Raw genomic sequence first — 25,909 nt, forward strand, 5'->3', positions numbered from 1 at the left:
TTATTTTACTAATAAACCATCTTTTACTTCAATATAAATTTTTTCATCACAAAGTATTTTTACAATTTCAAGTGCAAAATTCATGGCTGTTGCAGGTCCTCTTGATGTTATTACATTGTTATCAATAACAATATCTTGATTGCCTAAATAACCATCATCTTTTATTTTTTTCTCAAAACTAGGATAACAAGTATAATTTTTACTTAATACACCAGCTTTATGTAAAGCATAAGGGGCTGCGCAAATTGCTGCAATTTTCTTGTTTTTATCTTTAAATTCTTTTAATAATTTTTGAATTTTTGAATTTTCTGCAAGTGTAAAAGCATTAGGAAGTCCGCCTGGTAAAACAATCATATCAAAATCATCACTAGAAATATTTTCTATTTTTTCATCAGAAATAATTTTCACACCATGTGCTCCTACGATTTCTAAATCCTCAACTCCTGCAATAGTAACTTTTATATTTGCTCTTCTACAAATATCAATTATTGAAATAGCTTCAATTTCTTCAAATCCATTTGAGATTGGTATTAAAATATTTGCCATAGTTTTTCCTTATAAATTTTATTGATTATATATTATTATGATTTAAATCACAAAGCTTTGTAATCTAAGGTATAATAGTCCTTTTAAAGTAATAAAACAATCATTCAAGAATATCTAAGCAAACTTTAAATAAAATTTAAATAATTATGAAAAGGGGTTTTTAATGTTTAAAAGTATTCTTAAGTCAAGTATATTAGCAGGTGTATTTTTATTTTTTGTAACTGGATGTACAGTAGGTAGAACTAATGATCCTATAGCACAAGAATATGATAAAGTACAAACTACTAAGCAACATTTAGAAGTTGCAGCTGATATGCAAAAAAATGTAACTACTCAGAATACATTAGAATCAACAATCGCATCACTAGCAGCTCAAATGTTACAAAATAAAAAAATGGATACAAATAAACCTGTATTAATTACTTCTTTTGTTAGATTAGATGAGTTTAAAAAAACTACTGAATTCGGAAGAGTTGTTAGTGAAAGTTTGATTAATGAACTTTCAAATAGAGGTTTTGATATTACTGAATTCAGAGGTCAAATGGCTATTTCTATAAATGATGAAGGTGAATATTTTATCTCAAGAAAACCCCATGAGCTAAAAAATAAAATACCTAACACTTATGTAGTTGTAGGAACTTACTCAAGATTATCAGGTAAAATCATGTTAAATGCTAGAGTAATAGATAATATTACAGGTAAAATCATTACAAGTGCTAGAGCAACATATGTGCATGGTATTGTAAATGATTGTATAATTTTCAAAGATTGTGCACCTGCTAGAACTATAAATATAGTAAAAGAACGATCATCAAAATGATATTTAGCTTTTTAGGAAAATTGAAATTTTTTATAATTCCAATTTTCTTAGTTTTTTTTCTTAGCTCTTGTGTTTATAAAAATCCAATTAGTGGGTCAAATAATTTTCACTATTTAGTTTCAAGGCTTGTTGCTGATTCTGTAAGTAAAATCAAAAAAAATATTTCATTACAAGAAGCTGTTTTAGTATCTGATTTTGTTAATTTAGATAAATTAAAAAATAAATCTCAGTTAGGATTTTTACTTTCTAGTATGTTAAAAGATAGTTTGGTTTCAGAAAATATAATTGTAAGAGAAATAGAGTTAGGAAAAGAGTTTGAATATGGACCAAATGGATTTAACTTATTAACACGAAACAAAGATAATATTCTTTCTTCTAAAATAACAAAAGAAAAATATGCTGTTGTTGGAACATATTCATTAACTAGTAAAAGTTTAAATGTATTTATTAAATTAGTTGATATTAGAAATGGAAATATTTTATCTTCATCTTATGAAAGAACTGAAATTGATGATGAGATTTTAGGATTAGAGGGTGAACGATTACAAAGTGAAAAACTGCAAGACGAGAATAAAAAACAAACTCCTACTCCTCGTCCACATGTTGTTTTATAAAATATCTTGAATTAAAAATTGAGGAGTTATTTCTCCTCTAAACTCATTTTTACTAACTGATACAATCAAATTTAAATTTTTAGAAATATTGATGTTAGAGTCATTAAATTTCAAAGCTTCAAATACAAATCCATCACTATTTAATGTTAATTTTAAATGATTTTTATCTTTTCCGATCAAGTCATATTTTACTAAAGAAGTGTTTGAGATTTTAAAAATTGGTCTATGATTTTCTAAACCATAAGGTTCAAATTGCTCAATGATTGATAAAAATTCTAAGTCAACACTTGATACATCAAGTTCTCCTAAAGTAACAGGATCTATGTGTAAATCCTCTTTAAACTCTTCTAATTCTTTATTTATAATAGATTTAAACTCTTCAAGAAATTCTACTTTTAAAGACAATCCAGCTGCATTTTTATGACCACCATATCCAAGAAGTAAATGATTTGCTTTTGTGATAATGTCATATAAATTTATATTAGAATTTGCTCTTGCGCTTCCTTTTGCAATTCCATTATGAATTGAAAAAATAAAAGCAGGTTTTTTATGTGAATTTGATAATTTTGAAGCAACAATCCCAATTACACCCTCATGCCAATCTTCACCCCAAACAATAACTGCATTATCTTTTTTATCTGTTTTTGATTCTGCTTTTTTTGAGATTTCTTCTTGAAGTGTTTTTCTATAATTATTTAACTCATCCAATAAGGCTAGGCTTTCATTTGCTTGAAAAGAGTTTTTTGAAAGTAAAAATGACAAAGCGACACTTGCATCATCCATTCTTCCAGCACTATTTAATTTAGGAGCAATAAAAAATCCAACATCATCAGATACAAAAATCTCTTTTGACATAATTTCATTTAATCTTTTAAAAGCTTCCCTTGATGAGGTTTTTATTTTTTTCAAACCTTGTTTTACTAAAGTATAATTAAGTGCGGTCATAGGCATAATATCAGCAATAATAGCCACACAAAGTAAATCTAAAAAGTTTGACATATTTACATCTAGGTTCATCTCTTTTTTAATTGCAGCACATAAATACCAAGCAACTTGTGCGCCACAAATATCTTTAAATTCAAAGTTACAATCAGCTTGTTTTGGATTTATGATTGCTAATGCAATCGGTATTCTTTTTCCAACTGTGTGATGATCTGTAATAATTAAATCAATATTTTTTTCTTTTAATTTAACAGAAGCTTCATATGCAGAAATTCCATTATCAACAGTAATTACTAAACCATCATTTATTAAATCAACAATTTTGGTTGATAAACCATAACCATGTTCAAATCTATTTGGAATTATATGATTTACTTTTACGCCAATAGTATTAAAAAAATCTAACATAATTGTTGTTGAAATTACGCCATCAACATCATAATCACCAACTATTGTAATAGTTTCTTTTTCTAAAATAGCTTTTTTGATTCTTTTGGTTGCAATATCAATATCTTTGAATTTTTCAGGTGAGGGAAGGTCTGCAAGGCGTGAATAAGGATTATTCACATGTCTTGCAGATAGTATCTCAAAAAGTCTACTTTTTGTGATTTTTGACATTATTTTCTTTTAGTTGCTTGTTTTACAAACTCTAAAATAATAGGATTTGGCGTTTCTAAATGTGATGTAAATTCAGGGTGAAATTGAACTCCAACAAACCAAGGATGATCTTTTAATTCAACAGCTTCAATTAATCCATTTGATTGACCTGAAATAATCATTCCCGCATTTTCTAATTGTTCTTTATATTTAGGATTTGCTTCATATCTATGTCTATGTCTTTCATAATAAATATCATTATTACCATAAGCTTTTTGAAGATGAGTTCCTTTTAATGGCTCAAATGGATATTCACCTAATCTCATTGTTCCACCCATTGGTGATTCATGAGTTCTTAATTGTTTATTTCCACTTTGATCAATAAATTCATCAATTAAATAAATTAAAGGATTTTTTGTAGCAGGATCAAATTCGATTGAGTTTGCATCTTCAAGACCAAGCACATTTTTTGCAAATTCGATAATTGCTAATTGCATTCCTAAACAAATCCCTAAATAAGGAACTTTATTCTCTCTTGCGTATTTAATTGCTGCTAATTTACCATTAACACCTCTTTGTCCAAAACCACCTGCAACTAAAATAGCATCAGAATTACCTATAATATCGTAAGCTCCAACATCTTCTATTCGCTCACTATCACACCAATGAATATTTACTTTTGTGCTTAAATGTGCACCTGCGTGAATAAGCGCTTCTGTAAGTGATTTATATGACTCTTTTAAATCTAAATATTTTCCAACAAATGCAATAGTTACTTCATTTTGAGGAAGTAAAATATTTTTTACTAAAGTATCCCATTTTTCCATATTTGGTTTAATTTTAATATTGAAATGTTCAGATAAAGGAGTTAAAATTCCTTCTTTAATAAATTGTAAAGGAACTTGATAAATAGATTGTGCATCACCAGCTTCAATAACTGCATTTCTATCAATATCACAAGCAAGAGCAAGTTTATCTTTTAAATTTTTTGGCAATTCTCTTTCAGTTCTACAAACTAACATATGAGGAGTAATACCAATTCTTCTTAATTCTTGAACAGAATGTTGAGTTGGTTTAGTTTTAAGTTCACCTGCTGCTTTTATGTAAGGTACTAAACTTAAATGAATATTCATAGTATTTGATTTTGGAAGTTCATGTCTAATTGATCTAATTGCTTCCATAAATGGTAAGCCCTCAATGTCTCCAACTGTTCCACCAAGCTCAATAATTAAAAAATCATTATCTTCAGTTGCTGCATAAATTCTTTCTTTAATTTCATCAACTACATGAGGGATTACTTGAATAGTTTTACCCAAATATCCACCTTCTCTTTCTCTTTTAATTACACTTTGGTAAACTTGTCCTGTTGTAAAACTATTTATTTTAGTTAAAGTTTTATCAATAAATCTTTCGTAATTTCCTAAATCTAAGTCTGTTTCTGCACCATCTGCTGTAACAAAAACTTCCCCATGTTCAAGTGGACTCATAGTTCCTGGATCTACATTTAAGTAAGGGTCGATTTTAAGCATACTCACTTTAAAGCCTGATTGTTTTAATATTGTTGCAATAGAAGCAGAAGTTATACCTTTTCCTAGTGAACTAAGAACTCCACCTGTTACAAAAATGAATTTTGTCATTAAAAATACTCCATAAAAATAGTTGTTAAATATATAATCGCGATTGTATCTAAGTTTTGTTGATAAGTAAGTTAAGCTAGGCTAGATAAGAGATTTCTCTTATCTAGTGTTTATTGTTGTAGTTTATCTAATCTAGGATAGATAAATACGGCTTTTCTGAATACCACAATTTTAGTTGGGTCTTCTTTTGCAAAGGCTTTTAATGTAACTGATATAGGTGTATCTTTAGTATTATCACTAACTAAAATTTTGTCAGTTTCAAGAATAACAACTTTTTTTGCAAGTTTTCCTGGACTTAAAGTAAATGATTCGAATCTTGTGATTTTAATATCTGGATTATCAACAATTTCTAAATCATAAGTTAATGTTTTTGATTCTGTATTTTGGAATAATAAAACATAATTATTAGTAACCAGATTATCTTCTTTTACTTTATAAAGCTGTGTAGTTTTATTAATATTTAAAAGCATATACTCTTTTTCACCACCCATTACAAATAATAATCCAATTACAACAACTAAAGCAACAAAATACATAATAGATGATTTTCTAATTAGTTTTGTTGGAATGTCGTTTTTAACTTGATTTGTACTTGACCATTGAACTAAAGATGGTTTTCCTAATTTTCCCATTACCGTTGTACAAGCATCTACACACTCTAAACAGTTTATACATTCAAGTTGTAAACCTTTTCTAATATCAATGTGAGTAGGGCAAACAGTTACACATGATTCACATGTTGTACATTCATTTGTTGGTTCAGGTAAATCTTTTACTTTAAAAATAATTTTTTCATGATGTTCATTATAAATTGTTCCACCTCTATTTGTAGAGTAAATTGCTTGATATGTATCATTATCATATAAAACAGATTGAACCCTTGAATAAGGACAGATATAAATACAGAAATCTTCTTTTAAAAATACTATATCATAAACCAAAAATGCTGCAATTGCTAAAACAAATCCGATTAAAAATAGATGTTCAGTTGGATCTTGTAAATAAGTAAAAAAATCTTCAGGAGGAACAAAAAACCATAAAAAGTTAGATGCTGCAAGAAGTGATAAACATGTCCAAAGAATTAAACCAATAACTTTTTTTGTTTTATTTTCTGCTTTTGATAAATCTGGATCTTTTTGTTTGTTTTTGATTCTTCTTAAGCCTAAAAGTGTTGCTTCAATTAAATCTCTATAAATTACCCTAAAAATAGTTTGTGGACAAGCCCAGCCACACCAAGCTCTTCCACCAAGTGAAGTAGCTGCAAAAATTCCTAAAAATAAAAGCATTAATAAAAATGGCATTAAGTAAAGTTCTTGCATATCAAAAGCAGTCCCTAATAAATGCAATTGCTTTTTATCAAAAGATAATAGAAAAATGTGATTTCCATTAATCTTAATGAAGGGTAAACTTAACGCAACAATACTAGCTATTAAGTAACCAATATACCTTTTATATCTGTAAGGAGTTTTTTTTAAAAATTCATTTTCTTTATTCATTATAAAACCTTCTATAATTTTTATAATTTTATATAAAGTAAGCTTATAATTTGCATAATAAATTATAAGATTTACTTATATAAAAATATTCTTATTAGTTACATTCTTACTAATTTATTAAATAATTCAATTTTTTCTTTTATTTCTAAAAGGATAATTGAAAGGTCTGTACACTTAAAATTTGCAATTGTAGGGTAATCTTTTATTATTAGTTCGAATTGATTAATTAATTCTTTTAAATTTCCTGATTCAATAACTGGAAGATTTAATTTTTTAATTAATTCTTCATCATAACTTTTATCAACTCTTTTAAATAAGACAGGGTTATTACCACAAGCAAGAGATTCTAACGCTGTTTGAAGAGATGCTGTTAATAGATATTTTGAATTTTGTATAGTTTGAACATACTCTTCTTCATCAATAATATTTGAAAAATGATTAACAAATATTTTTTCATTTCCCAAAAAGAAATAATGACCCATTAAAAGATTAATATCATATTTTTTAGATTCTTCTATTATTCCTAAAAAGAGATTATGATAATCGTCATCTCCAAAAAAGATAGTTTTTTCAATAGAAGGATTTTTGTTTTTTGTGTAAATAGATTCATCAACAATAATTTCATTTAATTCTTCACCTATTCCATAAAGTAAAGTACAAAATTCACTCATATCTCTTCTCATAGCATCATTTACTTCGGGTGTTTCATAAATTAAAATATCTCTTCGTTGCATTATATTATGTAAATTTCTTACAACATCAATATTTACATATTTTTTAACACCTAAATAATCTTTCGCAAATGCTCCTGCTCTAAAATCACTTGTACATAAAATTGGTTCAAATTCTTTTAGTGCATTTGCAATAGCAGCACATCTTCTTGTAGCATCAAGTCCAACTGTATGGCCACTTTTTGCATATAAATAGACTTGCATTTTATGCTTCTTTTTGTTTTATATTAATGTTTAGATGAATAATATCAAGTGCCGCTGGCGTAATTCCAGAAATTAAACTTGCATTAAAAAGTGTTGGAGGTCTGTGTCTTTCTAACTTTTCTATAACTTCATTTGATAATCCCGCAAGTCCTTTGAAAGAAAAGTTTTCAGGAATAGTGGCTTTTAGCATTTTTTTCATTTTTTCAATTTGTTTTTGTTGTTTTTGAATATATCTATAATATTTTGCTTCAATGATAATTTGCTCTTTTAAATAATCATCAACAAAAGCATAATTAGGAACTAATTTATCAAATTTTGCCGCATCAATACTATTTCTACCTATTAAATCTATAAGTAAAACTTTATCATTTATTCTTTCTTCACCAATTGCTTCAAGTAGTTCTAAAGTCTCTTTTTTAGAAGTTACCCATTCGTTTGCCATAAATTCTAGTGCTTCATCTATAACTTTTCTTTTGTTTTCAACTTTTGCAATTGTAATATCATCTATCAAACCAAAATTATGACCATATTGCGATAATCTTAAATCTGCATTTTCTTCTCTTAAAAGAAGCCTGTATTCTGCTCTTGAAGTAAACATTCTATAAGGTTCGTTAGTTCCTTTTGTAACTAAATCATCAATTAAAACTCCAATATATGCTTCATCTCGTCTTAAAATAAATGGTTCTTTTTCATCAATTGCAAGTGCTGCATTAATTCCTGCCATTAATCCTTGAGCTGCTGCTTCTTCATAACCAGTTGTTGCATTTATTTGCCCTGCATTATAAAGATTTTTTATTTTTTTGGTTTCTAAAGTATGTTTTAGTTCAGTAGGGTCAACATAATCATATTCAATTGCATAACCATATCTAACAACTTTTGCATTTTCAAGTCCAGCAATTGAGTGAATCATATCTTTTTGAACATCAATAGGAAGAGAAGTTGATAAACCATTTATGTAATATTCCGTACACATAGCAGTTTGAGGTTCTAAAAATAGTTGGTGTCTATCTCGTTCTGCAAATCTATTTACTTTATCTTCAATACTTGGGCAATATCTTGGACCTAATCCTTCAATTTGACCTGTAAAAAGTGGCGCTCGATAAAAGTTTGAAGAGATTTTTTCGTGAGTTTCTAAATTTGTATATGTGATATAACATGGAAATTGAGTTGGTGAGAATTTTGATTTATCAGTTCTAAATGAAAATGGTGAGGGATTAATATCACCACCATGCATATCCATAACTGAAAAATCAATAGAGTTTGCATCAATTCTTGAGGGAGTTCCTGTTTTTAGTCTTCCAACATTTAAACCTAATTCTTTTAATTGAATTGAAAGTGTGCTAGATGGTAATTCCCACGCACGACCTGCTTCATATCTATTTTCACCAATGTGAATAAGTCCTCTCATGAAAGTACCAGTTGTGATAATTACTTTTTTTGAAGTGAACTCTTCTGTTAATTTTGTTTTAACTCCATAAACTTCATTTCCGTTTTTTACTAATAATGAAGATACTTCATCTTGATAAACTGATAAATTAGGAGTATTATGACAAACTTTTCTCATATATTCTCTATATTTATCCATATCAATTTGAGCACGGCTTCCTTGAACCGCTGCACCTTTTGAAGCATTTAATATTCTAAATTGAATACCTGCAACATCAGTACAAAGTCCCATTTCTCCACCAATTGCATCAAGTTCTCGAACTAAATGACCTTTTGCAAGACCACCAACAGCTGGGTTACAACTTGCTGCTCCTATTTGTTCTACTAACATAGTAATTAAAAGAGTTTTTTTACCCATTCTAGCACTTGCAAGTGAGGCTTCAATCCCTGCATGACCACCACCAACAACGATTACATCATAATCCATGTTATTCCTTATAAATTTTTTTTGATTTTATATTTGGGAAATTTCTTAGATAAATGTTTTCTTCCATTTATCTAAAAAATTTATTAAAAGTAGTTAAAATTAGCTTCTTAACAATTTTTCGATATTATATCTAAAATATATCAAAAGGTTTTTTAAGTGTTTACAGGACTTATACGAGAAATGGCAAAGGTTGTTAGTTTTAAAAACAATTTTTTGACATTAAGTGCAAAATATAATCCCAAAATAGGGGATTCAATAGCTATAAATGGAGCTTGTTTAACAGTTGTAAAAGTTACAAGTGATACTTTTACTGTTGAGCTTTCACCTGAATCTCAAAAAATCTTAGCAATGGAAAACTATAAAGATGAGGTTCATATGGAACCTGCTATGATGATGGGTGATAGATTTGAAGGACATATTGTTCAAGGGCATGTTGATTGTTTGGGAACGGTAAAAGCTATTAAATCAAATGGAAATTCAACTGATTTTTTTATCTCTTTACCTAGTGAATATTCAAAATACATTATTCCAAAAGGAAGTGTGAGTATTGATGGCGTTTCTTTAACTGTAAATGAAGTTATGGAAAACTCTTTTAGACTAACTATAATTCCTCATACTGTTAAAAATACTTTATTTAAAAATTATAAAGTTGGAACAAAAGTAAATTTGGAGACGGATATGTTTGCTAGATATATTTATAATATGTTTCAAGTAAACAAAAGTGAAAAAGCATTATCTTGGGATGATGTAGATAAAGTTATGGCTAGATACTAAAGTATTTTATTTTTTGTTTTCACTTTTTAGTAAATTAGTGCTCATTGATTCATTATTACTTTTATAAGTATAAAAATATTTTTTCTTCAATACATTTACATAAGGTTTTACAGTTGCAATTTTCATATCTGTAAGATCTGTAACTTGAATAACTCTTCCTACTTTTAAACCCTCAAAAAAGATATTATCCATACCTGAAGTTATAACTTCATCACCTTTTTTTATTTCAGCCCAAACAGGAATAAATTTTATTTCTAATTCATCTTGATTTTTTGATGCAGTAATAATTCCAGGAGCTTTTTCTTCACCTATAAAAACAGCATAAGAACACTCTTTATTCCCATTTAATAATCCAACTGCATTACCATTTTTATTTACAACAATTCCTGCTGAATAATTATCGGTAATAAGACCTAAAATAGTATCATTTTCTATTTTTTTATCTAACCAAACTTTTGTAAAGTCATTGTAATTTATGTAAGAAAGAACTTTAACGATTTCGATTTTAGATTTATTTTCAGGAATATCAATGTTAACTAAAAATTCTTTTAGTGTATGTAGTTGATTTTGTACATTTGTATATAATATTTTGTATTCTTTTAATTCACTATTTTCAATTTTCAATTTTTCAATTGTTTCTGCTTGATTAAAATGTTTTTCTAAAGATGTAGTAAAGTTAATAACTTTACTAATATATAAATTTTTAAAATCATTTAGAAAAGTGAATTTTTTAATTAGCAGTTCATCTATCTGAAAAAGATAAGATGCTCCTGCAATTATAAAAAGTAATGCAAAAATAAATTTACGCATTAGTTATTAGTTTAAGTAACTCTGGTTCGTTAAGAACTTGGCTTGTTCCATATGCAACTGATAATAAAGGTTCATCAGCAATTTTAACAGGAAGTCTGATAATATCACTTAAATATACATCTAATCCTCTGATTAATGCACCACCACCTGTGATAATAACACCATTATCAACAATATCACTTGCTAAATCAGGAGGCATATTTTCAAGAACACTTTTAATTGATGAAACAATCTCTTTTAGTGGTTCTTTAATAGCAATTCTTACGCCTTCACTTCCAAGTTCAATTGTAGAAAGTAAACCAGAATTATCTCTTCCTTTTACTTTCATTTTTAACTCAGTATCAAGTTTAATTGCAGTTCCAATTTCTATTTTGATATTTTCAGCAGTTCTTTCACCAATAAATAAATTGTAATTTTGTCTAACATGTTCGATAATAGATTTATCAAATTTATCACCAGCAACTTTTATAGATTTGCATAAAACTAATCCACCAAGAGAAGTAACACCAATTTCTGTTGTTCCTCCACCAATATCAACAACAATGTAACCAGCTGGATCAGATACAGGAATTCCAGCACCAATAGCAGCTGCCATTGGTTCTTCAACTAAAAATACTTCTCTCGCACCTGCGCTCATTGCTGATTCTTCAACTGCTTTTTTTTCAACTTGAGTAATACCATAAGGAATACAAATAATAATTCTTGGACGAATAAATGATTTTCTTGAGTGAGCTTTTTCAATAAAATATCTAATCATTCTTTCAGTCATTTCAAAATCGGCAATTACACCATCTTGCATTGGACGAACAGCTTGAATATTTAAAGGAGTTTTCCCAATCATTTGTTTAGCTTCTTGACCAACTGCTAAAATTCTATCTCTACCATTTTTGTCTTTTTGAACAGCAACAACTGATGGTTCATTTATAATGATACCTTTACCTCTTACTGAAACAATCGTATTTGCCGTTCCCAAGTCAATTGCCATATCACTTGAAAAAAGACCTATTAATTTATCTAAAAACACTTTTATATCCTTTCTATGCTACTTTTGGTTCTTTTGTTTTAAGAACAACCTCTTTTGTTATTGTTATTGTTTTATTTTTATATTTTGGAAGGTCAAACATTATATCTAACATTATATCTTCTAGTATAGAACGCAATCCTCTAGCTCCTGTTTTTCTAACAATTGCAAGTCTTGCTAACTCTTTTAATGCATCTTTTTCAAATTCTAATTTAACATCATCCATTTGGAAAAGTTTGATATATTGCTTAATTAGCGCATTTTTTGGTTCTGTCAAAATATGAACCATATCATCTTCTGTTATTTCATTTAATGTAGCAACCATATGAAGTCTTCCTATTAATTCAGGAATTAAACCATATTTTACTAAATCATCTGCTTCTACTTTTGATAAAACTTTATCGTGGTCATTTTTACCTTTTTTATCTTGATTAAATCCAAGTACATTTGCACCTTGCTTTTTCTTGATAATATCTTCAAGCCCATCAAATGCTCCACCACAAATAAATAAAATATTTGTAGTATCAACTTGAAGTGCTTCTTGTCCTGGATGTTTTCTTCCACCTTTTGGAGGAACATTTACAACAGCACCTTCAACAATTTTTAGTAATGCTTGTTGAACTCCCTCTCCTGAAACATCTCTTGTAATTGATCTATTTTCACTCATTCGTGCTACTTTATCAACTTCATCAATAAAAATGATTCCTCTTTGAGCTTTTTTAATGTCGCCATCTGCTGCTTGAACAAGTCTTGTTACTACATTTTCAACATCATCCCCAACATATCCAGCTTCTGTTAAACTTGTAGCATCTGCAATTGCTAAAGGAACATCAAGATATTTAGAAATAGTTTGAGCTAAAAGTGTTTTTCCTGAACCAGTTGGTCCAATCAATAAAACATTTGATTTGCTTAATTCTGTATCATCATCAATTTCATGGTGTCTAAAAATTCTTTTGTAGTGATTATAAACAGCAACACTTAGAACTTTTTTAGCTCTATCTTGTCCAATTACATATTCATCTAATATTTTTTTTAGTTCAGCAGGAGTTTTGATTTTAATCTCTTTTGCTTCAGCAGTTGTAATCTTATTATCCAACTCTTCTATTGGAAGATTTCCACTCATTATTTCATTTGCAGCTGTTACACAAGCTTTACAAATACAAGCATTATCTCCTGCAATTACAGGATTATCTTTAGTGTCTGTTGTTCCACAAAAATCACATATAATCTTACTCATTTTATACCTATTACTTTCTGTTAAAAGGAATGCCTCGTTTTGTATTTAATACAAAACTTGCTAATTCTTTTACATGTTTATTTTCGTTTGTTTCAAATAATTCACGAGCAACTTCTTGAAGAGGTTTTCCAGATTCAAAAAGTTCTTTATATGCTGATTTTATAGCATCTATATCTTCTCTATTTTCAAATCTTCTTCGTAAACCAGTTAGATTTAATCCTCTTAAAACAGCTTTATTTCCCTCTGCTAAACAAAATGGAGGAATATCTTGCGCAACAGCTGATGCGCCACCTACCATAACTTGAGTTCCGATTTTACAAAATTGGTGAATAGGTGTTAATCCACCAATTACTACAAAATCGTCACATTCAACATGACCTGCTAGTGTTGCACCATTTGCAAAAATACAATTATTTCCGATAATACAATCGTGAGCGACATGTACATAACCCATAAATAGGTTGTTGTCTCCAATTTTTGTGATTGAACCACCACCAATTGTTCCTGGATTAAATAAAGTATATTCTCTTATTTTATTGTTATCACCAATTACTAATTCTACATCTTCACCGTTGAATTTTAAATCTTGAGGAATACTTCCAATTGCAGCATGAGAGAAGATATGATTATTTTTCCCAATAGTAGTTTTACCATCAATTAGTGTATGCGAATCTATAATTGTTCCATCACCAATTTTTACATTTTTCCCAATAATTGTAAAAGCACCAATAGTGATATTATCACCTAATATGGCACCTTCTTCAATTATTGCAGTTTTATGAATATTGTTCATTTATTTGCCTATTATTTATCAACTATCATAGCTTTAAATTCAGCCTCAGCACATACTTTTCCATCTATAAATGCTTGTCCTTTTAAAACCATAAGTGAGCTTTTCATTTTAATTACTTCTAATTCATAATCTAATCTATCACCTGGTCGTACAGGAGTTCTGAATTTAGCATTATCAATACTCATAAAATAAATTACTTTATTTTTCATCTCTTCGTCTGTTAAATCAGAACTTTTAAGAGCTAAAACACCACCACATTGAGCCATACCTTCTAAAATTAATACACCTGGATAAATTGGATGACCTGGGAAATGTCCTTGAAAAGCTGGTTCTGAAATAGAAACATTTTTGAAACCTTTAATAGATTTTTTAAGTTCCATTTCCGTGATTCTATCCACAAGTAACATTGGGTATCTATGAGGAAGAATTTCTTGAATTTGCATAATATCTAACATATAATATCCTGATTTTTTTATTGAATGGCAAATATTATATCTAAAAAATAATTAGTTTTGAATTATCTCTGCAACATTTCGCGAACTTCCATTTTTTAGATAATCTCTTAATATTTTAGAATTATCAAAAAATAATTTTTTATCCATATTTGTATAATCTAAAAATAAATTCTCAACACTAACTTCATTTTGTAAAAATTCACTATGTAAAGCAGGTTTTCCCATTTTCTCAAAAAAGATATTTGCGAGGCCAACATAGTTTAGTTTTACAAACATTCTTCCTATAAAAAAATCAAGTTTTTTTGCAATATATGAAAGTGTAAATGGTGTTCCAATTAATGCTGCTTCAAGGGTTGCTGTTCCTGAACAAATAAATGCATATTCAGCTTCTTGAAGAGTTTTATGAGTATTTTTTGAAATAGTAAACTCTGAAATATCTCCATAAATATTTTTAATATATTCATCATCAAATTTTGCTGGAATTATCAAAATATACTCTTTGTTTGGAATTTTTTTGATTAATTCTTTAAAAATTGGTATAAGATTTGTAATTTCTGTTTTTCTACTTCCTGGCATAAAAGCTATTTTATTTGTAGCAGATAAATCTTGCTTAAACTCTTTTATTTCATCTAAAAGTGGATGTCCAACATAGGTGATTTTATTTTTATCACTATACATTTCACTTTCAAAAGGAATGATAGAACAAAGTTTTGAACAATAAAGTTCAAGTTTTTTTACTCTTCCTTTTTTCCAAGCCCAAGCTTGTGGCAAAATATAATAAATAATTTCTTTATTTGGATAAGTTTCCCTTAGTTTTTTTGCAAGTGGAAGATTAAAACCTGAACTATCCATTAGTAAAACTTTGTCACAATCTTTGGCTAAATCTACTAACTCGTCTCTTAGTTTAAAGAAGAATCTTAATTTTTTTAAAGCATCAACAATTCCCATGATTGCCAATGCTGTTAAATCATAAAGTGGATTCCCAAGCTCCTTATCAAAAACTCCAAAAAGTTCCACATCCTTAGATAAATACTTTTTTAACTCTTTTAAGTGAATATTTGAAGAGGCTTCCATTGCACAAACTAATAATTTCATACTAATTCTTCTTTAATATCTTCATAAGTTGTTGCATTTATTTCTATTTCATATTTTTCATTTTTTATCTCATCAAGAACTATTAAAGCACTTAAATCATAAGGATTTTTTAATATTTGATTTCGTATATTTAACTCTTTTTCAAAGCTTAGAGGATTGTACATAAGCTCTTTTACATTTTTGTATGAAGAGTCTGCAAATAGATTAAAAGTTGTAATATCAATTATTTTAACTTCGTCTTTGTTTAAGTAGTTTATCCCATCTTTTTCATATTCAATTCTTCCATTTGTATTATTTCTATTTATTGTTGAATAACAAAAAATATATGAGGGAACTATATTTTTAGCAACTTTTACAATCGAGCCAAGAAGTCTATAGTTTAAAAATCTTTGTTTTATGATTTTATAAGTTGCTCCTTCTTTTTCAAGTTTGTTTCTTTTTTTATAAAGTTCTAGTCTCTCTTCAATAGATTCTGGCAATATTTGATTTGAAATTGGATTAAACATCTCATCCATAATCTTTTTTTGAGCTTCTCTTTGGGCACTAAGACCAAATAAACAACCACAATAGTTTTGTCTATAAAGTGAATTTTCTTTTACTTTTTGCCCTTGAATTTCAGCTCCATTTCCGGCTTTGTAATCCCTATAAATAAACTCTAAACCTGTAAGTGAGGATAAATTGTTTCCAATTATTTCAAGTTTTTCTTGGGATTTTTTGGGAGAAATTAGAAGTGTTGTTGTAAATTTATTATGTCCTAATTCAGCAGCTTTTTGAACAGTTGTATCGAGTCTATCATCATAACAAACTGTACATCTATCGCCTTTTTCTGGTAAATGTTCCATTCCTTTAACTTTTTTTAACCACTCTTCGAGGTTATAAGCACCTTCAATTAATTTTATGCCTAATTTTTGGCATGAATATTCTACATCTAAATATCTAAGTCTATATTCACTATATGGATGAATATTAGGGTCATAAAAATAACCTACTAATTCTTCATTTGGAAATTCTTCTTGTATTTTTTCTAAAAAATAGTGACTATCAACTGCGCAACAAATATGAACTAACAATATAAAACCTTTAAATTATATAATTTGATATAATTATAGTAAAAGTTTTTAAAACAAAGGATTAGCCATAAAAAATTTATTGATTTTCATTTTTTCTATATTCATCTTTACGGGATGTTTTAGCACAAATGAACCACAAATTAGTTCGAACAGCGCAACAATATTAATCAAAACTCCCCAAATGAAATTTTATGATAAAGGGTTTATTTATAAATATAAAAATTATACGCAAGTTCAGATTTTTAGTGCTGGAACTGCTATTTTAGATATGAAAATTTATGAAGATAAAGTTTGTAAAGCTACTTTTAAATGTCAAGATTTAAAAACATTTAACAAAGAAAATTTATCTTCAACATATCCTGATAATTTTATAAAAGAGTTATTTGAGAGAAATCAAAAAGAAGTTATTCATAGAGATAAACAAAATGACATTTTGATTAAAATAATAAGAGACTAGTTTAAAACTAGTCTTTTATTCGATATTTATTATGCCTAATTCATTTAGCATTATAATTAGTATTGAAATTGGAGCAACATATCTAATTATAAATAACCAAATTTTGTAATAATTCTCTCCAATATATGGAACAATCGCATTTCTTGAAACTTCTTTATCAAGAACAAATCCAATAAAGATTGAGATTATCATTCCACCAAGTGGTAATAAAATAGCTGAACTTATAAAGTCAAACCAATCAAAAATATTTTTACTTCCAAGGGTTAAACTTTCCGAAAAGGCATTTGTATTTGACAATAAAACAACTATTCCAATAAGATAAGCAAAAAAAGCAGCACCATAAGTTGCCTTTTTTCTTTCCATATTTCTTCTTTCGATTAAGTACATAACTGTTGGTTCTAATACTGAAACAGCAGATGTAATAGCTGCAAATGCTAAAGCCACAAAAAATAAAAATGATAATAAAATACCAATAGTTCCCATTTCATGGAAAATCGCAGGAAGTGTAATAAATACTAATCCAGCACCTTTACTTGGTTCTTGCCCTGCTGTAAATGTAATTGAAAAGATAATTAAACCAGCAACAATAGCAATTAAAGTATCCATAACTACAACCCAAACAGATGCTTTTACTATATTTACATCTTTATCTAAAGAAGAAGCGTAAGTTAAAATAGTAACCATACCAATTGATAAGGTGAAAAATGCATGTCCAACGGCCACAATTATTGAACTTGATTTAAATTTTTCAAAATTTGGATAAAACATAAAATCAACAGCTTTCATAAATCCATCTAATTGAATAGAATAAACAAGCAAGAGTAGTAAAATGATTATAAGTGCAGGCATTAATATATTGTTTAATTTTTCAATACCCTTTTTTACGCCTTTTGAAATAGTTAAAGCAATAAGTATAAAAGTTAATGTGTAATAAATTAGTTGAGCATAAATATCATTTTTCAAGAAATTTGAAAATAAATCTTCTGAATCTTTAAAACTAGCAGGTAATGCAGTTAATGAAAGAACAATATAGTTAAAAATCCAGCCAATAACAACGCAATAAAAGGTCAAAATTAGAAAACCAGTTAAAAAGGTAAATCCTGAATATTTCCAATACTTTTTATTTTTAGGTGAGAGTATTTCAAATGTTGATACACCATCTTTGTGGGCGTTACTACCAAGTAAAACTTCTCCAATAAATATCGACATACCAATTAGAAAAACAGTTGCTAGATAAACTAATACAAAAACTCCTCCTCCATTATCTCCTGCAATATAAGGAAACTTCCAAATATTTCCAAGTCCAACAGCACTTCCTGCAGCTGCTAGAATAAATCCAACTCTTGTAAAACGATTTTTGTGCATTTTGCCCCTTTTATTTTCTTAATCTAATTTTTGCGGTTTTCCAAAATAATAACCTTGTGCAAAATCAATTCCCATATTTTTAACCACTTCAAAAACACTTTGAGAATGGACAAACTCGGCGATTGTTTGAATATTCATTTTTTTTGCAAAATCTATAATAGTTTCTGTAACAAGTTGAGAATTTATATTATGATCAATATCTTTTATCATTGAAGCATCGATTTTTATATAGTCAACTTTTAATTTCATAATATATTCAAAATTTGAGTAACCAGTTCCAAAATCATCAATTGAGATTTTTGCACCTGTTTTTTTTACTTCATTTATAAATTCAATAACTTCTTTATAATTTTCAATACCATCTGATTCTATAAGTTCAAAAACTATTTTGTCTCCTAGTTGATACTCATATAATTTTTCAATAATAGTTGCATAAACATCTTCATTTAAAACATCATAAACAGATAAATTTATTGATACTTGAGCATCAATATTTTTAAAAATCTCAAAAGTTTTTTCAATAATAATTTTTGTAAGTTTAGGATAAAGTTTATTTTTTTTAGCTAATTCTAAAAAATGTATAGGAGAAAGATATTCCCCTTCTTCATCAATCATTCTCATTAATGCTTCATATTTAACAATTTTTGAAGTTTTTGTGTCAACAATTGGCTGAAATAATGGTTCAATTCTATTGTTTTCTATTGCATCTTTTATTCTTTTAGCCCATTTTAGATTTTGTTCATAATCATGTTCTATATTCATTGAAGATTCATAGATTAGATATTTTTTTCTTTTTTTCTTTGCTAGTTTTAAAGCCATATCTGCATTATTTAATAAAAATGAATTTCCATAGGCAACTCCAATCGTTGCATTTACATAAATTTCATTATCATTTATAATAAAAGTATGATTTTCTATACAATTTGCAAGATGTAAAGCAAGAGTTTTAATCTCTTCATAAACTCCTTCAATTGGTAAATATACAGCATATTCATCTGCATGAAGTTTAAATAATTGTGCATCTTTTGAAACATTTTCTTTTATAATAAGTGCAGTATTTTTGATAATATCATTTCCGATTTTATCTCCATATAAATCATTTATATGTTGAAATTTATCAATATTTAAAATCATTAAAATTGCATCATCTTCTAAAGTCAAGGTTTCTATTAATTTTTTTCTATTTGGAAGAGTTGTTAATTCATCGTGATAAAATTGATATTCAAGAGAATCTAACATATGATTAAATACATTTTGCATTGAATCTATTTCTGTTATTTTATTGTTTGTTCCCACTCTTTTAGTAATATCTTTATGGTTTGAAATGTAGTCTATATTTGTAATAAATTTTTTAATTGGTTTTACTAAATGTCTATCAAATTCTAAAAATAAAGCAATAAAAATAACAATTGAAAATAAAATTATAAACAAAATAAAGAAGTTAATAATTGATGAAAGAGAGATTTTTAAATCATCGATTGGATACATTATGTTTATAACACCTAAAACATTTCCTTCTTGAGCTTGGGTATGGCATTTTAAACACTCTTGTTTTGCAACAATTGGATAATAATATTCTATTGTAGAGTCATCAATTACATTCAAAATATCATTATTCCCAAATGCTGATTGAATAAAAACATCTGTTTTTCTTGCCTGCGAATCTTTTAAAATATCTCCAAATTGTTTGGCAACTTCTTCACCTCTATAAACATGCACAGCCATATTTTTATCAACAGAATTTAGTCTGGAGATTATTTTTTCTAAATCAGTTCTTGTCCAACCTCTCTCCATTGCTGAGTATAAAGATTGAAAGATAAGTTCTGTAGTTTTTTTAGCATCAACTTTTGATAGTTTTTCAATAGCTTCTTTTTTCATATAATGAGTGTAAACAAATGCAATTGTTAATGAAAAAGTAAGAGTTATAATAATAATTTTTAAGATAAGGTTATTGTAGCTTGTAGTTTTATTCATAATCACTCATTTCATAAAAATAATTAAATATTTTTAGATTATATAGGATATTTACTTTAAAGTAATATTTTAAACTTTTGATTCTAGATTTTATAATCAAAAGTTTAAAAAGTTAAAGTCTATTTTATAATCTTTTTAGTTTTTTATAACCCATTTTAATTAGTTTTAGTAAAGGTTTTCTGTATGAACTAAATACATATTTTTTGATTTCATATGCAATTCTTCCTTGAACATGAATTAATCCATATAAGTTTCCAGCTGCAAATTTTCCGCCAAGTGCAATTAAAATACCTTCTAGTTTTGGATCACAAGCAGTTAATTTTTTGTTTTTTATCATACTTAAAATATTTTTACCAGCACTTGTTCCACTGATTCTAGCAACTGTAACATTTGGAGGCATTATTTCGCCTTTTTTGTTTTTAATCTCAGCAATATCACCAATAGCAAAAATATTAGGATATTTATTGGTTTGAAGATATTCGTTTACTAAAACTTGACCTCTTGAATTTTTATCAACATCTAATTGTGATGTGATAGGAGAAGCTTCAATTCCACCTGTAAAAATAATAAATGAATGATGAATTTTTGTACCGTTTGATAACTCTAAATGGTCTTCATTACATTTTAGTAATTTTGTATTTGTAATTACATTAATTCCTAAAGATTTTAATCTTTCGTGAGACATACTAATTAGTTTAGGAGTAAGTCCAGGAAGAATGGTATCTGAACTACTAACCAGTGAAATTTTTAGATTATCACAAGAAAAGTTTCCTCTTTTGAAAAACATTTTAGAGTTATATGCCATTTCAGCTGCGATTTCAACACCTGATAAACCAGCTCCAACAACAACAATATGTGTGTCATCGCACTGTTTTGCTTCAAATTGAATTTTCTTAAAAAGTTGGTTTTCAAAACTTTGTTTAAAAAACATTGCCCAATGAAGTTTTTTAATATCGTGGGCATTATTTAGTCCTGGAATTTGAGGAGGGAAAAAAGTTCTAGTTCCCGCTGCCATTACTAAATAATCATATTCAACGATTTCTTGCTCTTCTGTATAAATCTTTCTAGCTTCTTTATCTATTTTTCTAACTTTTAAATTCTTATACTCTAAATATGGATGATCTAATCCCATACATAATGTTGTTAAATCAATAGTAACATCTGCGATGTTAGATTTGTTTGCAATTAAATCGTAAACTTCTGGTTGTAAATTGTGAAAAGTGTGTTTATCAATCAGGGTAATTTTAATATTTTTATTTTTAACTAATTCTTGTAATGCGTAAATTCCTGAATATCCACCACCAATAATTACAACTTTTTCCATATAATTTAATCCTTTATTTTTTTAGAAATATTACAAAAATTTAATAGCCCATTTATAGCGACTTTTAAATTTAAAGAGTCATTGTATAATATGCTTTTAGTGAGAAAAGAAAATTTTTGACATATTTCTTGATATAAATCAAAGATGTTTATAAATGACACTTTATTGTCACTTTTAAAATTAGCCACAGAATATTTAAGTAAAATAAAAATAAATAAAATAATTAGGAATATATAATGAAATATGTAGGCGCACATGTAAGTGCAAGTGGTGGAGTTTATAATGCACCAATAAATGCTATGGCAATTGGAGCAAAAGCATTTGCACTTTTTACAAAAAATCAAAGACAATGGGCTGCAAAAGAATTAGATACAAAAACAATTGATAAATGGTTTAAAGAGTTAGAAAAATCAGGGATTCAAGCAAAACATATTTTACCCCATGATTCATATCTTATAAATCTTGGACATCCAGAACTTGAAGCAAGAGAAAAGTCTCTAAATGGATTTATTCATGAGATTGAAAGATGTGAGATATTAAAACTTGATAGATTAAATTTTCATCCAGGTAGCCACCTTCGTAAAATAAGTGAAGAAGAGTGCTTAAATAATATTGCAGAGTCTATGAACAAAGCAATAGATATTACAAAAGATGTAAAACTTGTAATTGAAAACACAGCAGGTCAAGGAAGTAATCTTGGATATAAATTTGAACACTTAGCTTATATTATTGACAAAATTGAAGATAAAAGCAGAGTTGGAGTTTGTATTGATACTTGTCATATGTTCACAGCTGGTTATGATATAAGAACACGTGAAGCTTATGATAAAACTTGGAATGAGTTTGACCAAATAGTAGGACGTCAATATCTTATGGGAATGCACATAAATGATTCAAAACCAGAGCTTGGAAGTAGGGTTGATAGACATGATTCTTTAGGCCTTGGAAAAATTGGTTGGGATGCATTTAGATTTATTATGAATGATGATAGAATGAATGATATTCCACTTGTTTTAGAAACAATAAATGAAGAGATTTGGGCGCAAGAAATTCAAGCACTTTATGATTTAGTTGAAAAATAATTTTTTCAACTAATACTATATTATAGATTTTGAATAATCAATTGAATCTTTTAAATTATTAAAAGTTTTCAAATTTTCATCATCAAATTCAAATTTTGCTTTAGTTAATTTTTTCAGAATTCTTTCATTTAAACCAGAAAAAATTAGCTTTTTATTTCTACTTTTAAAATTATCAACTATTGATTTAAGTGCAACCATTGCCGTCATATCAATCATTGGTACATTTTGCATATTTAAAATTACTATATTTGTATTTTCATTTGAGTTTAAAAGAGTTTTTAAAGCATTTTGAGCTGCCCCAAAAAACATTGGTCCATTTATATCATAAATAGAGATATTCTCAGGAATATCTGGATGAATAGAGAGTTTTGTATTTACAAGTTCAATAGAATATAAATCGATAGTTCTTTTTATAAATAATATTGAAGCTAAACCAATTCCAACCGCAACTGCAATTTGCATATCTAATAAAACAGTTAAAATAAAACAAGTAAGAAGTACATAAACATCATTTTTGGGTGCCACTTTGATAATATTTATAAAGTGTTTAACTTCTGACATATTCCAAGCAACTACAAAAAGTAAAGCAGAAAGTGATGCCATTGGTAAATATGATAAATATGGTGATAAAAACATAATTGAAACTAAAATAAATAAAGAGTGAATAATAGATGCTAGTTTTGTAGTTCCACCTGATTTAATATTTACAACAGTTCGTGCAATTGCAGCAGTCGCGGGGATTCCGCCAAAAAATGGAACAATCATATTTGTAATTCCTTGACCTATTAACTCTTTATTTGGGTTTGTTTTATTTCCCGTCATTCCATCACTAATTACAGCACATAATAGTGATTCTAATGCACCTAAAATTGCTATTGCAATACTATGAGGAAGAAGTTTATATATTAAATCTAAGTTTATTTCTTCTGGATTTAAATAACTCCAAGGTAGAGAAAATTGTAAAGGAACAGGTGGAATTCCATTTCCTTGGATTCCATTTATATCGTAATGAAAAGTTGAAGCTATTGTTGAAATGTTAAGATAAGGGAAATAGATATTTAAAAAAGCAGCAATTACTGTTATAAAACTCAAAGCCACAAGTGCTGATGGAATTCTACTTTTTGTTTTTTGCCATAAAATTAATAAAAAAAGTGTGAATAATCCAATAAGTAATTCAGGAGTTTTAAATGTAGACATTGAGCTAAAAATAAGATAAATTTTATTTAAATAGTGACCATCAAAATTTTCAATAGTTAAACCAAAAAAATCTTTTATCTGAAAAGTAGCAATTACAACGGCAATTCCAGAGGTGAATCCCACGGTTACTGGATAAGGTATAACTTCTATTAAAGTTCCTAATTTTAAAAGACCTGTGAATACTAGAATAATTCCTGATAATAAACCACAAAGCAAAAGTCCTGTAACTCCATATTGTTGAACAATTGGAATTAAAATAACAACAAAAGCAGCCGTTGGTCCTGAAATATTTATTTTACTACTTCCAAAAATAGCTGCTATTATTCCTGCAATAATTGCAGTATAAAGTCCAAGTTGTGGAGGAACTCCTGTAGCAATTGCTAATGCCATTGATAATGGAAGTGCAATTATTCCAACAGTTAAACCAGATAAAATATCATGTTTCATTTTTTTCTCATTTTAGATTTTCTAGAAGAGTTTATCTTATATTTTGAGTTTTTGAGTCTTTTTATCATAGAAGATGAAATTTGATACATTTTTAGGATATTGTTTTTTAGATTTATATTTTTCTCATTATTTCTTGCTACTTCATAATATCCTAGAAGTTTTATGTAATCAAAATTATTTAAAAAAGAGTAAAAAATCGTTGATTTTTCTTCTTCTAAAATCCATTCACTAAGTAATGCTAAAATGATTTGTTCCGGAATCCAAAGTTCACCTTCAAGTAAATAAGTTTCGATTTGTTTTACAATTGTATTGTAATAAAATACCAAAGCTTCGTCATTTGGAAGTAGTTTATGATTTGTTTGTCGTGCTTGTTGATAAGCCATAAAAGATTTTAATTCATAGGCATTTATTATTGTTTTATCTAATTGCTCATTTAATTCTATTATATTTTTTTCTATTTCTTTATTGAATTCTTCAAATCCCAAATCAATTTTGTAGTTATTTGTTTTTATATTTTCAAGAAGTTCTTCAATTACTGTTTTTATGTAGATGAGTAAGGCATCAGTTTTTATGTCTCTAAGAAGTTTTATGCAGATTTGTGGTTTATTATTAATGCTCATTTAAATCCTAAATATTAAGATTGTGGATTTTAAATCAATAATACTTAATAATGAATTAAGTTCAAAATTATTTTGTTAGTTCATTTGATGTTTTAATATTAATTAAAATATAATTCAAAAAAAAATATGGATTAGAATGAAAAGTAAAATAAATGACGAATTAAGTAAAGTAAAAAGGGAGTTATACCTAAAAGCTGCTGCTGTATATTTTGATAAGTGTGGGTATAAAAATTTTAAAATTTCACAACTAGCTATTGAATTGGAAACTTCAGTAGGAACTATATATAATCTTTTTACTTCAAAAGAAGATTTATATTTGGAATATTTGATTTTAAAGTTACAAAGTTTTTTAGATAAATTAAATGAAAAAGAAACTACTAATCCTATGCAAAATCTTGAATTATATTTATCTTGTAAATATGAAATATTTATTCAAATAGATAATAATAGAGATGAAACACTAACAAATGATCCATATTTCTTTCATAAATTAGATATTTCAAATCATGCAATAGTTAATGAAATTTATGAGTTTTTAATAAGACAATTTAAAAGTTTATATCCAGATTCTAAGATGGATTATAAACATATAGTAATACTTTTCAAAAAGTTATCAGATGGATTTATAGAGAGTTATTTATTAGAAAAGTATGATACAAAAGATATTGTGGAAAATACAATAAAACTTTTTTTCTATGGTTTAGAAAAAAAGTAATATTATTTAGTTT

General features: G+C 27.4%; 24 protein-coding genes. 6 read left to right on the plus strand and 18 right to left on the minus strand.

What is annotated here, in order from left to right; translation table 11 throughout:
• The gene (locus B0174_RS06040; RefSeq protein WP_108558770.1) at positions 1-546 is read right to left on the minus strand and encodes a DJ-1 family glyoxalase III; all 546 of its coding nucleotides are present in this window, start codon (positions 544-546) and stop codon (positions 1-3) included.
• A gap of 163 nt (positions 547-709) precedes the next feature.
• Here B0174_RS06040 and B0174_RS06045 point away from each other — a divergent pair, with 163 nt between their 5' ends.
• Complete coding sequence (locus B0174_RS06045) at positions 710-1,366, plus strand: FlgO family outer membrane protein (protein WP_108558771.1); 657 nt, start codon at positions 710-712, stop codon at positions 1,364-1,366.
• A gap of 20 nt (positions 1,367-1,386) precedes the next feature.
• A complete protein-coding gene (locus B0174_RS06050) occupies positions 1,387-1,980 on the plus strand; it encodes a FlgO family outer membrane protein (RefSeq protein WP_228156424.1) in 594 nt (197 codons plus the stop codon).
• Here B0174_RS06050 and recJ read toward each other — a convergent pair.
• The 5 genes from recJ to mnmG form a co-directional block, all read right to left on the minus strand.
• Positions 1,975-3,540 carry a single-stranded-DNA-specific exonuclease RecJ gene (recJ, locus tag B0174_RS06055; protein WP_108558773.1) on the minus strand — a complete coding sequence of 522 codons (1,566 nt, stop codon included), beginning with the start codon at positions 3,538-3,540 and terminating at the stop codon, positions 1,975-1,977. The two genes, B0174_RS06050 and recJ, sit on opposite strands and share 6 nt — an antisense overlap.
• Positions 3,540-5,156 carry a CTP synthase gene (locus tag B0174_RS06060; protein ID WP_108558774.1) on the minus strand — a complete coding sequence of 539 codons (1,617 nt, stop codon included), beginning with the start codon at positions 5,154-5,156 and terminating at the stop codon, positions 3,540-3,542. Before B0174_RS06060 ends, recJ begins: the two co-directional genes overlap by 1 nt.
• A gap of 110 nt (positions 5,157-5,266) precedes the next feature.
• A complete protein-coding gene (gene ccoG / locus B0174_RS06065; protein ID WP_108558775.1) occupies positions 5,267-6,652 on the minus strand; it encodes a cytochrome c oxidase accessory protein CcoG in 1,386 nt (461 codons plus the stop codon).
• 98 nt (positions 6,653-6,750) lie between these two features.
• The gene (locus tag B0174_RS06070) at positions 6,751-7,587 is read right to left on the minus strand and encodes a hypothetical protein (protein ID WP_108558776.1); all 837 of its coding nucleotides are present in this window, start codon (positions 7,585-7,587) and stop codon (positions 6,751-6,753) included.
• A gap of 1 nt (position 7,588) precedes the next feature.
• Complete coding sequence (gene mnmG / locus B0174_RS06075) at positions 7,589-9,460, minus strand: tRNA uridine-5-carboxymethylaminomethyl(34) synthesis enzyme MnmG (RefSeq protein WP_108558777.1); 1,872 nt, start codon at positions 9,458-9,460, stop codon at positions 7,589-7,591.
• A 156-nt stretch (positions 9,461-9,616) separates the two neighbouring features.
• Between mnmG and ribE the strand changes: the two genes are divergently transcribed.
• Positions 9,617-10,234, plus strand: a complete 618-nt coding sequence (ribE, locus tag B0174_RS06080) for a riboflavin synthase (protein ID WP_108558778.1) — start codon at positions 9,617-9,619, stop codon at positions 10,232-10,234.
• A gap of 6 nt (positions 10,235-10,240) precedes the next feature.
• Here the strand turns inward: ribE and mreC are convergent, their stop codons facing one another.
• From mreC to B0174_RS06115, 7 genes are read right to left on the minus strand one after another with little or no spacing between them, the layout of a single operon-like run.
• Positions 10,241-11,044: a rod shape-determining protein MreC gene (gene mreC / locus B0174_RS06085; protein WP_108558779.1), complete on the minus strand. Its 804-nt coding sequence runs from the start codon at positions 11,042-11,044 to the stop codon at positions 10,241-10,243.
• Complete coding sequence (locus B0174_RS06090; protein ID WP_108558780.1) at positions 11,037-12,068, minus strand: rod shape-determining protein; 1,032 nt, start codon at positions 12,066-12,068, stop codon at positions 11,037-11,039. Before B0174_RS06090 ends, mreC begins: the two co-directional genes overlap by 8 nt.
• A gap of 13 nt (positions 12,069-12,081) precedes the next feature.
• Positions 12,082-13,302: an ATP-dependent Clp protease ATP-binding subunit ClpX gene (clpX, locus tag B0174_RS06095; RefSeq protein WP_108558781.1), complete on the minus strand. Its 1,221-nt coding sequence runs from the start codon at positions 13,300-13,302 to the stop codon at positions 12,082-12,084.
• Positions 13,303-13,312: 10 nt separating this feature from the next.
• Entirely contained in the window at positions 13,313-14,095 is a 783-nt protein-coding gene (gene lpxA, locus B0174_RS06100; protein WP_108558782.1) for an acyl-ACP--UDP-N-acetylglucosamine O-acyltransferase, read from the minus strand.
• Between the two features lie 11 nt (positions 14,096-14,106).
• Positions 14,107-14,550, minus strand: coding sequence for a 3-hydroxyacyl-ACP dehydratase FabZ (gene fabZ, locus B0174_RS06105; RefSeq protein ID WP_108558783.1), 444 nt, complete (start codon positions 14,548-14,550; stop codon positions 14,107-14,109).
• A gap of 51 nt (positions 14,551-14,601) precedes the next feature.
• Positions 14,602-15,645 (minus strand): lipid-A-disaccharide synthase, encoded by a 1,044-nt coding sequence (gene lpxB, locus B0174_RS06110; protein WP_108558784.1) that lies wholly within the window; start codon positions 15,643-15,645, stop codon positions 14,602-14,604.
• Positions 15,642-16,715 (minus strand): epoxyqueuosine reductase QueH, encoded by a 1,074-nt coding sequence (locus tag B0174_RS06115; protein WP_108558785.1) that lies wholly within the window; start codon positions 16,713-16,715, stop codon positions 15,642-15,644. Before B0174_RS06115 ends, lpxB begins: the two co-directional genes overlap by 4 nt.
• Positions 16,716-16,896: 181 nt before the next feature.
• Here B0174_RS06115 and B0174_RS06120 point away from each other — a divergent pair, with 181 nt between their 5' ends.
• On the plus strand, positions 16,897-17,172 hold the full coding sequence (locus tag B0174_RS06120; protein ID WP_108558875.1) for a hypothetical protein: 276 nt from the start codon (positions 16,897-16,899) through the stop codon (positions 17,170-17,172).
• A 15-nt stretch (positions 17,173-17,187) separates the two neighbouring features.
• Here the strand turns inward: B0174_RS06120 and B0174_RS06125 are convergent, their stop codons facing one another.
• The 3 genes from B0174_RS06125 to B0174_RS06135 all read right to left on the minus strand — a co-directional run bounded on the left by B0174_RS06125 (position 17,188) and on the right by B0174_RS06135 (position 21,835).
• On the minus strand, positions 17,188-18,537 hold the full coding sequence (locus B0174_RS06125) for a sodium-dependent transporter (protein WP_108558786.1): 1,350 nt from the start codon (positions 18,535-18,537) through the stop codon (positions 17,188-17,190).
• Positions 18,538-18,555: 18 nt separating this feature from the next.
• Positions 18,556-20,511, minus strand: coding sequence for an EAL domain-containing protein (locus B0174_RS06130; protein ID WP_228156425.1), 1,956 nt, complete (start codon positions 20,509-20,511; stop codon positions 18,556-18,558).
• A 124-nt stretch (positions 20,512-20,635) separates the two neighbouring features.
• Positions 20,636-21,835, minus strand: coding sequence for an NAD(P)/FAD-dependent oxidoreductase (locus B0174_RS06135; protein WP_108558787.1), 1,200 nt, complete (start codon positions 21,833-21,835; stop codon positions 20,636-20,638).
• A gap of 236 nt (positions 21,836-22,071) precedes the next feature.
• Between B0174_RS06135 and nfo the strand changes: the two genes are divergently transcribed.
• A complete protein-coding gene (gene nfo, locus B0174_RS06140; RefSeq protein WP_108558788.1) occupies positions 22,072-22,917 on the plus strand; it encodes a deoxyribonuclease IV in 846 nt (281 codons plus the stop codon).
• Between the two features lie 15 nt (positions 22,918-22,932).
• Here the strand turns inward: nfo and dauA are convergent, their stop codons facing one another.
• Both dauA and B0174_RS06150 read right to left on the minus strand, forming a co-directional pair.
• Complete coding sequence (gene dauA / locus B0174_RS06145) at positions 22,933-24,561, minus strand: C4-dicarboxylic acid transporter DauA (protein ID WP_108558789.1); 1,629 nt, start codon at positions 24,559-24,561, stop codon at positions 22,933-22,935.
• Entirely contained in the window at positions 24,558-25,181 is a 624-nt protein-coding gene (locus tag B0174_RS06150) for a hypothetical protein (RefSeq protein ID WP_108558790.1), read from the minus strand. The genes dauA and B0174_RS06150 overlap by 4 nt, the downstream gene beginning before the upstream one ends.
• Positions 25,182-25,317: 136 nt before the next feature.
• On the opposite strand from B0174_RS06150, the gene B0174_RS06155 reads away from it, so the two are divergent.
• Positions 25,318-25,896, plus strand: coding sequence for a TetR/AcrR family transcriptional regulator (locus B0174_RS06155; RefSeq protein ID WP_108558791.1), 579 nt, complete (start codon positions 25,318-25,320; stop codon positions 25,894-25,896).
• Positions 25,897-25,909: the final 13 nt, after the last annotated feature.

The sequence above is a fragment of the Arcobacter caeni genome, from assembly GCF_003063245.1.
Taxonomy (GTDB): Bacteria; Campylobacterota; Campylobacteria; order Campylobacterales; family Arcobacteraceae; genus Aliarcobacter; species Aliarcobacter caeni.

Bases quoted from the DNA above. Each gene is read 5' to 3' on its own strand.
- lpxA (WP_108558782.1), bottom strand. From the start codon at position 14,095: ATGAACAATATTCATAAAACTGCAATAATTGAAGAAGGTGCCATATTA.
- B0174_RS06155 (WP_108558791.1), top strand. From the start codon at position 25,318: ATGAAAAGTAAAATAAATGACGAATTAAGTAAAGTAAAAAGGGAGTTA.
- mreC (WP_108558779.1), bottom strand. From the start codon at position 11,044: ATGCGTAAATTTATTTTTGCATTACTTTTTATAATTGCAGGAGCATCT.
- B0174_RS06060 (WP_108558774.1), bottom strand. From the start codon at position 5,156: ATGACAAAATTCATTTTTGTAACAGGTGGAGTTCTTAGTTCACTAGGA.
- B0174_RS06070 (WP_108558776.1), bottom strand. From the start codon at position 7,587: ATGCAAGTCTATTTATATGCAAAAAGTGGCCATACAGTTGGACTTGAT.
- nfo (WP_108558788.1), top strand. From the start codon at position 22,072: ATGAAATATGTAGGCGCACATGTAAGTGCAAGTGGTGGAGTTTATAAT.
- lpxB (WP_108558784.1), bottom strand. From the start codon at position 15,645: ATGAAATTATTAGTTTGTGCAATGGAAGCCTCTTCAAATATTCACTTA.
- B0174_RS06150 (WP_108558790.1), bottom strand. From the start codon at position 25,181: ATGAGCATTAATAATAAACCACAAATCTGCATAAAACTTCTTAGAGAC.
- B0174_RS06120 (WP_108558875.1), top strand. From the start codon at position 16,897: ATGAAATTTTATGATAAAGGGTTTATTTATAAATATAAAAATTATACG.
- B0174_RS06045 (WP_108558771.1), top strand. From the start codon at position 710: ATGTTTAAAAGTATTCTTAAGTCAAGTATATTAGCAGGTGTATTTTTA.
- B0174_RS06040 (WP_108558770.1), bottom strand. From the start codon at position 546: ATGGCAAATATTTTAATACCAATCTCAAATGGATTTGAAGAAATTGAA.
- clpX (WP_108558781.1), bottom strand. From the start codon at position 13,302: ATGAGTAAGATTATATGTGATTTTTGTGGAACAACAGACACTAAAGAT.
- dauA (WP_108558789.1), bottom strand. From the start codon at position 24,561: ATGAAACATGATATTTTATCTGGTTTAACTGTTGGAATAATTGCACTT.
- B0174_RS06135 (WP_108558787.1), bottom strand. From the start codon at position 21,835: ATGGAAAAAGTTGTAATTATTGGTGGTGGATATTCAGGAATTTACGCA.
- mnmG (WP_108558777.1), bottom strand. From the start codon at position 9,460: ATGGATTATGATGTAATCGTTGTTGGTGGTGGTCATGCAGGGATTGAA.
- recJ (WP_108558773.1), bottom strand. From the start codon at position 3,540: ATGTCAAAAATCACAAAAAGTAGACTTTTTGAGATACTATCTGCAAGA.
- B0174_RS06125 (WP_108558786.1), bottom strand. From the start codon at position 18,537: ATGCACAAAAATCGTTTTACAAGAGTTGGATTTATTCTAGCAGCTGCA.
- ccoG (WP_108558775.1), bottom strand. From the start codon at position 6,652: ATGAATAAAGAAAATGAATTTTTAAAAAAAACTCCTTACAGATATAAA.
- B0174_RS06130 (WP_228156425.1), bottom strand. From the start codon at position 20,511: ATGAATAAAACTACAAGCTACAATAACCTTATCTTAAAAATTATTATT.
- fabZ (WP_108558783.1), bottom strand. From the start codon at position 14,550: ATGTTAGATATTATGCAAATTCAAGAAATTCTTCCTCATAGATACCCA.